Annotated in this window: 16 protein-coding genes and 1 tRNA gene; 12 read left to right on the forward strand and 5 right to left on the reverse strand. The window is 70.4% G+C overall.

What is annotated here, in order from left to right; translation table 11 throughout:
* Positions 1–3: 3 nt before the first annotated feature.
* The gene (upp, locus tag AC07DO_RS11445; RefSeq protein ID WP_098243516.1) at positions 4–639 is read right to left on the reverse strand and encodes a uracil phosphoribosyltransferase; all 636 of its coding nucleotides are present in this window, start codon (positions 637–639) and stop codon (positions 4–6) included.
* Positions 640–739: 100 nt separating this feature from the next.
* On the opposite strand from upp, the gene AC07DO_RS11450 reads away from it, so the two are divergent.
* The 9 genes from AC07DO_RS11450 (at position 740) to AC07DO_RS11490 (ending at position 6,677) form a co-directional block, all read left to right on the forward strand.
* On the forward strand, positions 740–910 hold the full coding sequence (locus AC07DO_RS11450; RefSeq protein ID WP_165283766.1) for a hypothetical protein: 171 nt from the start codon (positions 740–742) through the stop codon (positions 908–910).
* A 194-nt stretch (positions 911–1,104) separates the two neighbouring features.
* Positions 1,105–1,689: a tRNA adenosine deaminase-associated protein gene (locus tag AC07DO_RS11455; protein WP_479058767.1), complete on the forward strand. Its 585-nt coding sequence runs from the start codon at positions 1,105–1,107 to the stop codon at positions 1,687–1,689.
* Between the two features lie 222 nt (positions 1,690–1,911).
* Complete coding sequence (tadA, locus tag AC07DO_RS11460; RefSeq protein WP_479059710.1) at positions 1,912–2,343, forward strand: tRNA adenosine(34) deaminase TadA; 432 nt, start codon at positions 1,912–1,914, stop codon at positions 2,341–2,343.
* Between the two features lie 69 nt (positions 2,344–2,412).
* Positions 2,413–2,500, forward strand: a tRNA-Ser gene (locus AC07DO_RS11465).
* Positions 2,501–2,987: 487 nt separating this feature from the next.
* Positions 2,988–3,167 carry a hypothetical protein gene (locus tag AC07DO_RS11470; RefSeq protein ID WP_150169725.1) on the forward strand — a complete coding sequence of 60 codons (180 nt, stop codon included), beginning with the start codon at positions 2,988–2,990 and terminating at the stop codon, positions 3,165–3,167.
* A gap of 37 nt (positions 3,168–3,204) precedes the next feature.
* Positions 3,205–3,498, forward strand: a complete 294-nt coding sequence (locus AC07DO_RS11475; RefSeq protein ID WP_150217546.1) for a Dabb family protein — start codon at positions 3,205–3,207, stop codon at positions 3,496–3,498.
* A 257-nt stretch (positions 3,499–3,755) separates the two neighbouring features.
* Complete coding sequence (locus tag AC07DO_RS11480) at positions 3,756–4,661, forward strand: RNA polymerase sigma factor SigF (RefSeq protein ID WP_479058768.1); 906 nt, start codon at positions 3,756–3,758, stop codon at positions 4,659–4,661.
* Positions 4,662–4,904: 243 nt separating this feature from the next.
* On the forward strand, positions 4,905–5,768 hold the full coding sequence (locus AC07DO_RS11485; RefSeq protein WP_150169731.1) for an RNA polymerase sigma factor SigF: 864 nt from the start codon (positions 4,905–4,907) through the stop codon (positions 5,766–5,768).
* 99 nt (positions 5,769–5,867) lie between these two features.
* On the forward strand, positions 5,868–6,677 hold the full coding sequence (locus AC07DO_RS11490) for a hypothetical protein (RefSeq protein ID WP_479058770.1): 810 nt from the start codon (positions 5,868–5,870) through the stop codon (positions 6,675–6,677).
* Between the two features lie 64 nt (positions 6,678–6,741).
* On the opposite strand, the gene AC07DO_RS11495 is transcribed toward AC07DO_RS11490, so the two are convergent.
* Positions 6,742–6,939 carry a hypothetical protein gene (locus AC07DO_RS11495; RefSeq protein ID WP_479058771.1) on the reverse strand — a complete coding sequence of 66 codons (198 nt, stop codon included), beginning with the start codon at positions 6,937–6,939 and terminating at the stop codon, positions 6,742–6,744.
* A 266-nt stretch (positions 6,940–7,205) separates the two neighbouring features.
* A complete protein-coding gene (locus AC07DO_RS11500; protein WP_479058773.1) occupies positions 7,206–7,409 on the reverse strand; it encodes a hypothetical protein in 204 nt (67 codons plus the stop codon).
* A 174-nt stretch (positions 7,410–7,583) separates the two neighbouring features.
* Here AC07DO_RS11500 and AC07DO_RS11505 point away from each other — a divergent pair, with 174 nt between their 5' ends.
* The 3 genes from AC07DO_RS11505 to AC07DO_RS11515 all read left to right on the forward strand — a co-directional run bounded on the left by AC07DO_RS11505 (position 7,584) and on the right by AC07DO_RS11515 (position 11,697).
* Positions 7,584–8,087: a MarR family winged helix-turn-helix transcriptional regulator gene (locus AC07DO_RS11505; protein WP_479058774.1), complete on the forward strand. Its 504-nt coding sequence runs from the start codon at positions 7,584–7,586 to the stop codon at positions 8,085–8,087.
* Positions 8,088–8,184: 97 nt separating this feature from the next.
* Positions 8,185–10,671, forward strand: coding sequence for an MFS transporter (locus AC07DO_RS11510; RefSeq protein WP_479059712.1), 2,487 nt, complete (start codon positions 8,185–8,187; stop codon positions 10,669–10,671).
* A 207-nt stretch (positions 10,672–10,878) separates the two neighbouring features.
* A complete protein-coding gene (locus AC07DO_RS11515; protein WP_479058776.1) occupies positions 10,879–11,697 on the forward strand; it encodes a YceI family protein in 819 nt (272 codons plus the stop codon).
* A 22-nt stretch (positions 11,698–11,719) separates the two neighbouring features.
* Here the strand turns inward: AC07DO_RS11515 and AC07DO_RS11520 are convergent, their stop codons facing one another.
* Both AC07DO_RS11520 and AC07DO_RS11525 read right to left on the reverse strand, forming a co-directional pair.
* A complete protein-coding gene (locus AC07DO_RS11520; protein WP_479058778.1) occupies positions 11,720–12,496 on the reverse strand; it encodes a TetR/AcrR family transcriptional regulator in 777 nt (258 codons plus the stop codon).
* A 121-nt stretch (positions 12,497–12,617) separates the two neighbouring features.
* Positions 12,618–14,120: an MFS transporter gene (locus AC07DO_RS11525; RefSeq protein ID WP_479058780.1), complete on the reverse strand. Its 1,503-nt coding sequence runs from the start codon at positions 14,118–14,120 to the stop codon at positions 12,618–12,620.
* Between the last annotated feature and the right edge of the window lie 75 nt (positions 14,121–14,195).

A 14,195-nucleotide genomic window follows, 5' to 3' on the forward strand; every position in this document is an offset into this window, starting at 1 on the left:
CCGCTACTCCGCGGTCCCGTACATGCGGTCACCCGCGTCGCCGAGCCCCGGCACGATGTACCCCTGCTCGTTGAGCCGCTCGTCGACCGAGGCCGTCACGACCGTCACCGGCGTACCGGCAAGCTCGCGCTCCATGACCTCGACGCCCTCGGGGGCGGCCAGCAGCACCACGGCGGTCACGTCGTCGGCGCCGCGCTTGATCAGCTCCTGGATCGCCGCGACGAGCGTGCCGCCCGTGGCGAGCATCGGGTCGAGCACGTACACCTGACGCCCGGAGAGGTCCTCCGGCATGCGCGTCGCGTACGTGGAGGCCTCGAGCGTCTCCTCGTTGCGGATCATGCCGAGGAAGCCCACCTCGGCGGTCGGGAGCAGCCGCACCATGCCGTCGAGCATGCCGAGCCCGGCACGCAGGATCGGGACCACCAGCGGACGCGGGTACGACAGCTTCACGCCCGTCGTGCCCGTCACGGGGGTCTCGATGTCGACCTGTTCGGTGCGCACGTCCCGGGTGGCCTCGTACGCGAGCAGGGTGACCAGCTCGTCGGCGAGGCGCCGGAAGGTCGGGGAGTCGGTGCGCTTGTCGCGCAGCGTGGTGAGTTTGTGCGCCACCAGCGGGTGGTCGACGACGTGGATCCGCATGACATCAACAGTAACCGGGCTCGGGCCCCACGCCTCTCGCTGGCATCAACACCGCCATCCGAGGGAAGGTGGAGACGTACGAACTGAGGTGGTGTGGCGCATGACGGAGCACAGTCCGGAAGACGAGACCGACACCGAGCGTCGTCGACGGCGCGCCCAGTTCCTGCGTGAACGCACCGAGGCCATCGAGCTCCGCGAGCGCGTGAAGCCGCGCCGCGCCCGGGCGGCACGCATGCGACAGCAGATGCGCATGCGCACGTTCCGCTGGTAGCGACCCGTCGGCCGCCCGCCCGGCGGAGGGCCCCGCGAGACCCACGGAAAAACGCGACGCGGAACACAGCGGCCGGAAGACCTCTCCTGACGGCGCCGTTTCTGCCACGATTCCGAATGGGCGGGGCTTCGTACCGCACTCCCCGCTCCCCGACCTCGCCGGGGGGAACCCAAAACCGCCAACCGGCACTGCCTATGACCAGTGGGAGAGTCACGGTGTACTTCGCCGCACTGCTCGCGCGCACCGAAGACGGGTGGGAAGCGAGCGACACGGAGCTCGACGATGTGGAGACCCTGTCGGATCTGGCCGACCTGGCCCGTGAAGCCACGGCCGATTACGACGACGACACGGTGCTCGTCTTCATCGAACAGGAAGACGCGTGGTTCGGCGTCGTCCGCATCGACGGTGAGGACGACCCTCGTATCTACGTGTCCGACGCGGCCGCGGCCGCCCGCAGCTCGTACGGGGAGATCCTGCTCACCGACGAGATGCTCGGCCGGGCCCCCGACGACGACGGGGCGGTCGACCTGGACGCCCTGGACCTCGACGGCACGGAGGACGGCGAACCGGAGGCGTCGGACGCCGACGCCGAGGGAGACCCGGAATCCGACGACGACTCCGGTACGCCGGGTGCGCCTCCCGGGCCGCTCGGCGACTCGGAGATCCTCGCCGACCTCGGCGTGCCCGAGAAGGATCTGCTCGGCCTGGAGAGCGGCGACGCGCTCAGCGAGATCGCCGACATCCTCGGAGCGGCGGAGGTGCTGGAGACCGTCCGCTAGGTTCCCCGTGTGACCGACCCGACCACCCCGACCGGCCAGACCGGCCAGACCGGCCAGACCGGCCAGACCGACCCGACAAATCCACCCGCCCCGACCCAACCGATCACCCCGACCGATCCCGCATGCGAAGCCGCACGCGAAGCCACATACGAACCCGCATCAGGCCCCGCACCAGGCCCCGCATCCGAACCCGACCCCGTACGCGACCGCTGGCGGGCGCCCATGCGGCTCGCTCTGGCCGAGGCCGAGCTGGCCGGCAAGGGCGGTGACGTTCCCGTCGGCGCCGTCGTGCTGTCCCCGGACGGCACGACGGTGATCGCGGCGGGGCACAACGAACGCGAGGCCGGCGGCGACCCCACCGCGCACGCGGAGGTGCTCGCGCTGCGCAGGGCCGCCGCGGAGCTCGGCGAGTGGCGGCTGACCGGCTGCACGCTCGTCGTGACGCTGGAACCGTGCACGATGTGCGCGGGTGCGCTCGTGCAGTCCCGCGTGGACCGGGTCGTCTACGGAGCGCGCGACGAGAAGGCGGGAGCGGCGGGCTCGCTCTGGGACGTCGTACGCGACAGAAGGCTCAACCACCGGCCCGAAGTCGTCCACGGTGTCCTCGCCGAGGAGTGCTCCGCGCAGCTGACGGAGTTCTTCCGGCACCGCTGAACCGCCGAAACGAGGGGCCGGTCCCAAAGGATTTCTGTCCTCGGCCCACCTTGGGCTAGAGTTCCTCTCGGTAGCGTGTCCGAGCGGCCGAAGGAGCTCGCCTCGAAAGCGAGTGAAGGGTAACCCCCTTCCGTGGGTTCAAATCCCACCGCTACCGCTCTTGATACGAAGGGCCCGTCCTCAGGGACGGGCCCTTCGTCGTGCGCACACCTTCCCGGACACGCGGAGAACCGCGAACGCACAGGGAACCCCGGTACCTGCGAACGCACAGAGAACCCCGGTACCTGTACGGCACCGGGGTTCTCCCTCCCGTAAGGGCGGGGGAAGCGGCATCGGGGGGACAAGCCGCTCCCCCCGACGAGGACCGGCCCTCAAGTCAGCGCCGCCGTCAGGGGGGAAGCAGACGGCGCGGACCCCGCAGTGGGGCCAATCCCTCGCCCCGCGGATTCCTGCCAGATCCGCCGGGCTCACCACCAATCCTGTCCCCCGGGCCGTCCGCGGAGCGCGGGCAAAGGACCTCTGCTGCCGGGCCGTTGGTCCTTAAAAGCCCCGTGAGTACCGTCAAAAGCCCCGTCAGCACCGTCCGGGTTAGACTCGCCGCCGTCACAGGGGTCACACGGGGCACGGCAAGGGGAGGCCAGATCGTGGCAGTGCAGTGGAAGAAGCTCGGCCTTTTCGCGGTGGTCGTCTTCGTGCTCTACGTGATCATCACCGACCCCGCCAAAGCCGCCGACTACGTGCAGATAGGGTTCGAGGGAATTTCGAGCGCCGCTCAGAGCATCGGCGACTTCATGACGTGGGTCGCCAACGGAGGCAAGGACTGAGCGGCTGTCCGGCCGCAGCCCTCTCCAAGGAGTGCCCGTGATCCGCCATCTGGTCCTCTTCAAGCTCAACGACGGCGTCCAGCGCGACGAGCCGCGCGTGGTCGAGGGCGTCGAGGCCTTCCGCGCCCTCGGCGGACAGATCCCGGAGCTCACGTTCTGGGAGTGCGACTGGAACATCACCGACCGCCCCATCGCGTACGACTTCGCCATCAACTCGGCGGTCGAGGACGTCGATGCGCTGAAGCGGTACATCGAGCACCCGGCCCACCAGGCGGGCGTCGCGCTGTGGCGCGAGTTCGCCACGTGGGTGATCGCCGACTACGAGTTCTGAGCCCCGGGCCCCACCGGCCCGCCCCCTCACCTCTCCGGCCCCTGGACGGCCCCGCACCGCGACGGTGCGGGGCCGTTCCCTGTCGTACGCCCCAACTTGCCCTCAACACGTAGTTATCAGGTGCTTGCACACAGTGCACATGTCTTGTGATGCTATGACCGCTTTTGACGGATGAGTTGACCGAGGTCGACCGAGCGTCGATCGAGCTTGACTGAGCCTGACTGACAGTGCCTGTCTGAGAAGGGGTGGCGTTGACCGTGCCGGCCAGTACTGCGCCCGAAGCGCCGCCCGCGAGGACCGCCCAGAGCCCCGGCAGCACCGGAACCGCCGGACCCACCGGAAGCACCGGAACGGCTGGAACCGCCGGGAGCACCGGAACCACCGGGAGCACCGGAAGCACCCGGGGCGCCGACACCCGCGCCCTCACCCAGGTCCTCTTCGGCCAGCTCAAGGACCTGGAGCCGGGCAGCCCGGAACACGGCAGGGTGCGCGGCGCGCTCATCGAGGCCAACCTGCCGCTCGTCCGGTACGCGGCCGCCCGCTTCCGCAGCCGCAACGAGCCGATGGAGGACGTCGTCCAGGTCGGCACCATCGGCCTCATCAACGCCATCGACCGGTTCGACCCCGAGCGCGGCGTACAGTTCCCGACCTTCGCGATGCCGACCGTGGTGGGCGAGATCAAGCGGTACTTCCGCGACAACGTGCGCACGGTCCACGTACCGCGACGCCTGCACGAGCTGTGGGTGCAGGTCACCGGGGCGACCGAGGACCTCACCACCGCCTTCGGGCGCTCGCCGACGACCTCGGAGATCGCCGAGCGGCTGCGCATCACCGAGGACGAGGTGCTCGCCTGCATCGAGGCCGGGCGCTCGTACCACGCGACGTCGCTGGAGGCCGCCCAGGAGGGCGACGGGCTGCCCGGCCTGCTCGACCGGCTCGGCTACGAGGATCCCGCACTCGACGGCGTCGAGCACCGCGACCTCGTACGCCACCTCCTGGTCCAGCTGCCCGAGCGCGAGCAGCGGATCCTCCTCCTGCGCTACTACAGCAATCTGACGCAGTCCCAGATCAGTGCCGAGCTGGGTGTTTCGCAGATGCACGTGTCGCGACTGCTCGCCAGGAGCTTCGCACGCCTCCGGTCCGCAAACCGTATCGAGGCGTAACCGGTTCGAGTGGAGTGCCGTCGGGGCTGTTCCCGACGGCACTCTTTGCTGAAAAGCCCCAGACCCCCTCTTTCCTGCACGGATGTCACCCTTGTTTGTCGACAAGTAACTACAGCGTGTTGCCGACATGTGACATTCTGCTGGAACCGCGTTTGCCGTAGCCCCACCTCCGGTATTCAGGTGGAGGCTGCGTTCCTCCGACGGAGCGCTCGCCGCGACCGTCCGCGACCTCAAGGGGGTGGCATGTCCGCAGACCAGGGCAGCTCGAAGGTGCTCACGCTCACGCTCGTCAAGAGCCCGAGCGAATCCGCGCCCGACGCGCTTCACAGCTCAACAGCCTCGGAAGCCATCGACACCCGGACCCTGTCCCGCTCCCTCTTCCTGCGGCTCGCCACGCTCGCCCAGGACAGCCCGGAGCGCGTCTATGTACGCGACACGCTCATCGAGCTCAACCTGCCGCTCGTGCGGTACGCGGCAGCTCGGTTCCGCAGTCGCAACGAACCGATGGAGGACATCGTCCAGGTCGGAACGATCGGTCTGATCAAGGCGATCGACCGTTTCGACTGCGAACGCGGCGTGGAGTTCCCGACGTTCGCGATGCCGACGGTCGTCGGCGAGATCAAGCGCTTCTTCCGGGACACCAGTTGGTCGGTGCGCGTGCCGCGCCGCCTCCAGGAGCTGCGGCTCGCTCTCACGAAGACCAGCGACGAGCTCGCCCAGCGCCTCGACCGCTCGCCGACCGTGCCCGAGCTCGCCGCCGCGCTCGGCGTCTCGGAGGAGGACGTCGTCGACGGCCTCGCGGTCGGCAACGCGTACACGGCGTCGTCGCTCGACTCCCCGACCCCCGAGGACGACGGCGGCGAGGGCTCTCTCGCGGACCGCCTCGGGTACGAGGACACGGCCCTGGAGGGCGTGGAGTACCGCGAGTCCCTCAAGCCGCTGCTCGCCAAGCTGCCGCCGCGCGAGCGCCGCATCATCATGCTGCGCTTCTTCGCCAACATGACGCAGTCGCAGATCGGCGAGGAGGTCGGCATCTCGCAGATGCACGTGTCCCGGCTGCTGACCCGGACGCTCGCGCAGCTGCGCGAGGGCCTCATCTCGGACTGATCCCGCGCCGATCTCGGGCTGAGGGCGTCAACGCCCGCAGGCGTGGCCCGTGTTGCTGACGGGGTTCCTAAATGACGACCCGTCAGCCACACTGGCGCGATGCGACGTGGCGTACGGAACGTGCTCGGTGCGGGTGCCGCCGTGCTCTGCCTCGGCGGACTGCTGTCCGCCTGCGGCGACGGCGGCGACGAGGGTTACGTGGCGACCGGGGCGGCCCCTGAGCGGGCCCGGGGACAGGCCGTGGGCCCTGGCGATGACGTGAAGTTGGTGCCGCTCGACGAGGCCGGCGACTCCGCCGCCCGCGGGGGCGGGAGGTCCTCCTCCTCTGCGGCGCCACGTGGTGCAGGCGGCTCGGAGGGGAAGTCGCCCGCCAAGACGGGAAGTTCGGCGTCCGGTAGCTCTTCCCCGGATGACGCGTCGGACGACGGACCAGGCTCCGGGCGTACGGAGGGTGGCTCCGGCGGTCCGTCGGCGCCGGGATCGGGCGGTCCCGGAACGGGCGCCCCCGGCTCTCAGAAGCCGAACCCCGGACCGAAGCCTGGACCGAAGCCGGACCCGAGGCCGGATCCGGGGCCGGCCCCGAAGCCCGACCCACCCAGCGGGCCCGCCGCGCTCTCCGTCGGCGACCCCGAGCGGAAGCCCGCGGACAAACGCTGGTGCGAGAACGTCACCCTCGCCTTCCGCAACACCGGTGGCTCACCGGTGCGTTCGGGCACGGTGACCTTCGGGACGCACGTCATCGGCGCGCTCGGCGTCGACTGGGCCACGATCGAGTCGACCGTGAAGCTGCCGGCGCCGATCGGACCCGGGCAGAAAAAGGAGAAAACCTGGCCGGTTTGCGTCGACGCGTGGCGGGTTCCGCTCGGTATGCACGTGGAGACGCGAGACGTCGACGTGAAGTGGCGGTAGCCCTGCCGGGGGGCCTCGCATGCCTGCGGGTGCGTGGGGGCCGGCCGCGCAGTTCCCCGCGCCCCTAGGTGATCCGGAACGATCCCAGCCGCTCAGCGAACCCGAGCGGGACGCCGGCCAGGGGCGCGAGGAACTGCGCGAGCAACCACAACGCACCCGCACCCGAACCCACCCGGCCCTCCTGGCCAGCCCAGGACGAGCCCGACCACTCGGCGAACCCGAGCGAGGCCCCGGTCAGGGGCGCGGGGAACTGCGCGAGCAACCACGACGCACCCGCACCCGGCGCTCCCAACCAGCCCAGGACGAGCCCAGCCGCTCGGCGAACCCGAGCGAGACGCAGGTCAGGGGCGCGGGGAACTGCGCGACCAGCCGCGACACACCCGCACCCGGCACCCCTGGCCAGCCCACGGCCAGCCCGACCACTCGGCGGACCCGAGCAAGGTCCCGGTCAGGGGCGCGGGGAACTGCGCGATCAGCCCCCACACACCCGCACCCGACGACGAGACCGCCGAACCCGCCCAAGCGCCGCTAGGCGAGCGTCAGCCACGCCACCCCGGCCACCACCGCGACCGCGACGATCACGCCGATGATCAGGCCCACGCGCGGGCCGGAGGAAGAAGGAGCCGCCGCCTGGCGGCCACCGCGCGGCGCCTCATCGACGAACGCGCGGAACATCTGCGTGCTGCCTGCGGGATCGGGGTTGCCCTGGTTGCCCTGGGGGTTGTGTGCCATGGAGCAGGACCCTAGCGAATGCAGCGCCATCGGCCCAACCCCCTCTGGCCAGCGACTTTACGAGCGAGGTCCCAACGCTTTGCCGACTCTTTAGCCCGATGGACCCTTTTTAGTTTGCCTGCGGCAACCAACTGCTTCTATCGTTGCCCTAAGCAACAAAAAATTGGAGGTGCCGTGGCCGCGCAGCGTCAGTACGAGGAGCTGGCCCGACAGCTCAGCGCCATCGGTGCCGTGAAGCGCGGTCTCGGACGGGGCCTGCCGCACGACTGCCCCGCCGGATCCGCCGCCGTACTCATCCTGCTCGACCGCCACGGTGCGATGCGGATGAGCAGGCTCGCGGAGCTGCTCGCCGTCGACACGTCGGTGACCAGCCGCCACGTCGCCCATGTCGCGGACAAGGAATGGATCGTCCGCGATCCCGACCCCGCCGACAAGCGCTCCCGGATCCTGCGGCTCACGCCCGGGGGCAGGGCCAAGGTGGACGAGCTCTCCGACCTCTCCATCCGGACGCTCACCCACTACCTGCACGACTGGACCGACGACGAGGTCGTCCAGCTCAGCACGTTGCTGGCGCGCCTGCGCGACAGCTTCGGGGACTGCCGCGCGGCTTCGGCCCGGCTGACCCCTTCCCCCCACGACGTGCGGACCACGTCGGAGACCACCCGTACACCCGCGTAAGAAAAGGAAGTCCATGGCAACAACCACACCAGCCGGTGTGCGGGGCAGCCATGCCAAGCACGGAGCCCACCACGGTCACCACGGTGAGAACGCTCCGATGACGCACCGGCAGATCATGGAAGCGCTGTCCGGGCTGCTGCTCGGCATGTTCGTGGCGATCCTCTCGTCGACGATCGTCTCCAACGCCCTGCCCGAAATCATCGGCGACCTCGGCGGCGGCCAGTCCGCCTACACCTGGGTCGTCACCGCGTCGCTGCTCGCCATGACCGCGACGACGCCCCTGTGGGGCAAGCTGTCCGACCTCTTCAGCAAGAAGGCGCTCGTACAGATAGCCCTGATCATCTACGTCGGCGGTTCGGTCGTCGCCGGTCTCTCGCAGAGCGCAGGGATGCTGATCGCCTGCCGCGTTGTGCAGGGCATCGGCGTAGGCGGTCTCTCCGCCCTGGCGCAGATCGTCATGGCCGCGATGATCTCCCCGCGCGAGCGCGGGCGGTACTCCGGCTACCTCGGTGCGACCTTCGCCGTCGCCACCGTCGGCGGCCCGCTGCTCGGCGGTGTCATCACCGACACCTCGTGGCTCGGCTGGCGCTGGTGCTTCTACGTCGGCGTGCCCTTCGCGATCATCGCGCTGATCGTGCTCCAGAAGACGCTGAAGCTTCCCGTCGTCAAGCGTGACGTCAAGGTCGACTGGGCCGGCGCCTTCTTCATCAGCGCCGCCGTCTGCCTGCTGCTCGTCTGGGTCACCTTCGCCGGTGACAAGTACGACTGGATGTCCTGGCAGACCGGCGCCATGGTCGGCGGTTCGATCGTGCTCGCGCTGATCTTCGTGCTCGTCGAGTCCAGGGCGAGCGAGCCGATCATCCCGCTGCGCCTCTTCCGCAACCGCACCATCACGCTCGCCTCGCTCGCCTCGCTCTTCGTGGGTGTCGCGATGTTCGCGGGCACGGTGTTCTTCAGCCAGTACTTCCAGCTGGCGCGGGGCGAGTCCCCGACGATGTCCGGCGTCATGACCATCCCGATGATCGGTGGTCTGTTCGTCTCCTCCACCGTGTCCGGCCAGGTCATCACCAAGACCGGCAAGTGGAAGGCGTGGCTGGTCAGCGGTGGCGTGCTGGTGACGGCGGGCCTCGGTCTGCTCGGCACCATCCGGTACGACACCGAGTACTGGCACATCGCGATCTTCATGGCCCTGATGGGTCTCGGCATCGGCATGATGATGCAGAACCTCGTGCTCTGCACGCAGAACCAGGTCGCTCCCGAGGACCTCGGCTCCGCCAGCTCCACCGTCACCTTCTTCCGCTCGCTGGGCGGTGCGATGGGTGTCTCGGCGCTCGGCGCGATCATGTCGACGCGGATCACCGACTACGTCAAGGACGGCATCGCCGACCTCGGCCCGAAGGCCGCGGCGCAGTTCGGCCACGGCGGCACCGGTGGCGGCGGCATCCCGGACCTGGAGAAGATCCCGGAGCCGTTCCGCACGGTCATGGAGAGCGCGTACGGGCACGGCATCGCCGATGTCTTCCTCATCGCCGCGCCGATGGCGCTGATCGCCTTCCTGATCACGCTGTTCATCAAGGAGGTGCCGCTGCGGACGTCGGGCGGGCTGGCCCAGGCCGCGTCGGAGACGACGGACGGCTCGGCTCCGGCCGACGCCTCTGCCGCCACGGCCCCCGCGGGCGACGCGGCGGCCACCGCCGAGCAGCCCGTGCTCGCCTCCGTCGCCTCTGGCACCGAGACCGGCCCCGAGGGCACGCAGCGGCTCGCCGCGGTGGCGTCCGCCGCACAGCCCGGCGCGGGCTCCGGTGAGCTCCCGCAGATCACGGGCGGCATTCCGGTACGCGGCTATGTCAGGGGCGCCGAGAGCGCACCGGTCCCGCAGGCCGCCGTCACGCTGATCTCCCTCGGGGGACGGCAGCTCGGCCGCTCGGTCGCGCAGGGCGACGGCTCCTACTCCGTCGACGCCCCGGGTGCGGGTTCGTACGTGCTCATCGCGTCGGCCGACGGGTTCCAGCCGCAGGCCTCCACGGTCGTCGTGGGCGAGGACGCCCTCGCGTACGACATCCTGCTCAGCGGCACCAGCGGGCTCAGCGGTCTGGTGCGGGACGCGGACAGCAAGCTGCCCGTCAGCGGCGCCATGGTCATCGTGACCGACGTGCGCGGCGACGTCCTCGCCACCGGGCTCTCCGGTGAGCAGGGCGAGTTCACCTTCGCCGAGCTGGTCCCCGGCACCGTCACCATCGCGGTGAACGCCGCCGGACACCGCCCGCTGGCGCTGCCCGTCGAGGTCGGCGGCACCGGGGTCACCCGGGTCGAGGTCGAGCTCAACTCCGGCGCGCGGGTGCTCGGCACCGTGCGTGCGGGCGGTGCGGCGCTGAACGACGCGCGCGTCACCCTCGTGGACGCCGCGGGCAACGTCGTCGCCACCGCCACCACCGGGTCGGACGGGGCGTACGCCTTCACCGACCTGGACAGCGGCGACTACACGGTCATCGCGACCGGGTACCCGCCGGTGGCCACGGGCCTGACGGTGGCCGGCAGCGGCATCGACGGCCACGACATCGAGCTCGCCCACCCGGGCGAGTGACGACTCCGGCCCGTGGCCGCGCCCCGAGCGGAGGCGCGGTCACGGGCCGGCTGCGGAGAGGCCCCCGGGCCGGCGGTGGCACACATGGCAGGGGACGGCCAGTCACCGCCGCCGGGGGCCGTCTGCGTATCGAAGCGTGCACTGAGCTCGGACGGGCTCGGACTGTGAGGCTTCCCGAACGGGGAAGCCCGGCAAGGAGTAAACGGGATGGCACTGAACGCTCGGATCCGGACGCGTGACGGATGGGCCGTGCCCCACGCCGTCGTCACGGTGACGGACATGACCGGGACGCAGGTACTGCGGGCCGACGCGGACGACGAGGGCGTCGTACGGGACGGGACCGCCCTCGCGGCCGGGCCGTACACCGTCATCGTGACCGCCGTCGGGTACGCGCCCGTCGCGTCCACCGCGCTCGTCACGGCGAGCGGACGGGCGGAGGTCGGCAACGTCGTCCTCGCCCGGCAGGGCGGCACCGAGCTGCCGCCGCCCGGTCCGTGGACCGTAGACCCGGCCCACTCGACCGTGGGCGCGGTCGCCCAGCACCTCGGGATCACCAGCGTGCACGGCCGGTTCACGGAGTTCGGCGGGCGGATCGAGATCGCCGAGGACGTCGAGAAGTCGCGCGTCGAGGCGGTCATCCGGTCGGCGTCGATCGACACGGGCAACGGCATGCGCGACGGGCACCTGAAGTCGGCGGACTTCCTGGACGTCGAGCAGTACCCGGAGATCACGTACCGGTCGAACGGCCTCACGCCCGCGGGCACGGACCGCTGGACGGTCCACGGCGAGCTCGGCATGCACGGGGTCGTGCGCCCGGTCGACCTGGACCTCAGCTACCTGGGGACCGGCGCGGACCCGTGGGGCGGCACGCGGGCGGCCTTCCGCGCCACGGCGGAGCTGCGCCGCGAGGACTTCGCGATGAACTACAACCAGGTGGTGCAGGCGGGGATCTCGGCGATCGGCACGACGCTGAAGGTCACGCTGGACATCCAGGCCGTGCAGGGGGAGGTCCTGCCGCAGGCGTGACGACGGCCCCGCCCGCCCCTTTCTAGGGGTTCTTGGCCAGCAGGGATTCGATGCCCGCGATCATCAGGTCCAGAGCGATCGTGAAGTCGCGGGCCCACATCTCCTCGACCGTGTCGTCGGCCCGCGCGGCCATCAGCTCGTCCGCGCTCTCCAGCACCCCGTGCGTGGCGAGCTCTTCGCGGACCGTGCCGACGGCCTCGCGGTAGTACGCCTCCGGGGTCATCCCCGCCTCCGCGCACCGCGCGAGGTAGTGGCCCTCGATGGTCCCGAAGCCGTACACGAACTGGAACACCGCCGAGATCACGCCGTTCTGCGTGTACGCGGGCAGCCCCGTGTTGCGTACCGCGTTCTGGATGGCGAGCGCGAAGGCCAGCCAGTTGGGGCCGATGTTGAGGAACCGGCCGACCAGCGGGGACACCCAGGGGTGGCGGATCAGCGCCGCGCGGTACTCGTCGGCCAGGGCGCGGAGCTGCTCGCGCCACCCTTCCGGGGAGGTCTCCGTGTCGGGGAGCCGCATCTCGCCGCACACCGCGTCCAGGGCGAGCTCCAGGAGGTCGTCCTTGGTGTCCACGTACCAGTAGACGGACATCGCCGTGACGTTCAGTTCACCGGCGAGCCTGCGCATGGAGAACTTGTCGAGGCCCTCCGCGTCCAGGAGCCGGACCGTGGCCCGCGTGATGCGGTCCCTGTCGAGTCCGCTCGGCTGGTCGACCTTGCGGCCGCCGCCGCGTGGCGCCTTGTCCTGCAGCCAGACACTCGTCTTCGCCGCGGCTTTCGTGCGGCCGGCTGCCTTCGCCATGGCGCACCTTCCTCGTTGGTCTCTGGCCTGGAGAGGTTCTCTTGATCTCCGGGTGGGCGGCGTGGGGGAGGCCGAGCAGCTCGTACTCGAGCGGAGCCGGGCGATCCGCCTCCCCCTGATGCTATGCCGCTGTCTTACCCACGGAGTCTGCCCTCTCCGCCCTGCGCAGCAACGCGGCAGCCAGGACACCTCCGACGAACACCGCAGCCGCGCCCACGAGCTGGCTCGTCTCCAGTCCCGAGGAGAACGCGTCGGCGATCCGTTCGCGTTCGCCGGACGACTCCGCCGCCGCCACGGCCGCGGGGAACGACGCGGCGGGGACCGCGACGAGGGACGCGAAGCGGGAGTTGAGCACCGCGCCGAGCACGGCGACCCCGAGGCCGTTGCCGAACTCCGCGAGCGTGCCGTTGATGCCCGCGCCCACGCCCGCCTTCTCCGGCGGGATGGCGCTCATGATGGCGTTGGCCATGGCCGGCATGGCCAGCGCGATGCCCGCGCCCATGACGATCAGGCCGAACAGCAGGCCGTTGTAGTTGTCGCCGCCGAGCACCGCGATGGCCGCGAGACCCGCGGCGAGCAGGCTCATGCCGGACACGATGGTGACGGGCGTGCCCATCCTGGCGTGCAGCTTCGCGCCGATGCCGGCCAGGTTCAGGGCGACGATGGTCACCGCGAGCGGCGCCGTGCGCAGTCCCGCCTCCAACGGCTCGTAGCCGAGCACGAACTGGAGGTGCTGGGTGAGCAGGAAGAGCGAGCCGCTCATGCCGAAGGCGACCAGGATGGAGCCCGCGACGGCGCCGACGAAGCGCCGGTCGCGGAAGAAGTGCACGTCCAGCATCGGGTACGGGATCCGCAGCTCCCAGAGCGCGAACGCGCCGAGGACCAGGACGCCGACCGCGGCGGCCACCAGGACCTGCCCGGACGTCCAGCCGTGCTCGGGCCCGGAGATGATCGCGTAGACCACCGAGGCCATGCCGATCGTCGAGAGCAGCGCGCCGAGCAGGTCGGGTCGGTCGCCCTGGGGGTTCTTCGACTCCGGTACCAGCTTCAGGACCGCGGCGAGACCGATCAGCGCCACGGGGATGTTGATCAGGAAGATCGAGCCCCACCAGAAGTGGTCGAGCATGAAGCCGCCGAGCAGCGGTCCCGCCGCGAACCCGAGGGAGCTGACGGTGGCCCACAGGCCGATCGCCTTCACACGCTCCGCGTCGTCGAAGATCTGCATGACCACCGCGAGCGTGGTGGTCATGAGGAGCGCGCCGCCGACGCCCATGCCCGCGCGGGCGGCGATGAGCTGCCCGGAGCTCTGCGCGAGGCCTGCGGCCAGCGATCCGATGCCGAAGAGGGCGAGGCCCACGGCGAGCATCTTCTTGCGGCCGTAGCGGTCGGCGGCGCTGCCCGCGGTGAGCAGCAGGCCGGACTGGACCAGCGAGTACGCGTTGATCATCCACTGGATGTCGGACGTCGACGCGTCCAGTTCCCGGGTGAGGGAGGGGATCGCGACGCTCAGGACGGTGTTGTCGAGCAGCACGGTGAGCTGCGCCAGGCAGATGACGCCGAGGATCAGCCAGCGCTGCGGGTGCCTCTGTGAGGCGGTGGGGTTCTCGGCTGTCGTTGCCGTCATCGGCCCTCCCTTTCCGGGTTTTCTGTTCTACGGTGTACGAGGCGGTGGCGCGACGTACACCGTAGAACAGTTCCC

The sequence above is a fragment of the Streptomyces sp. NPDC045678 genome, assembly GCF_056432085.1.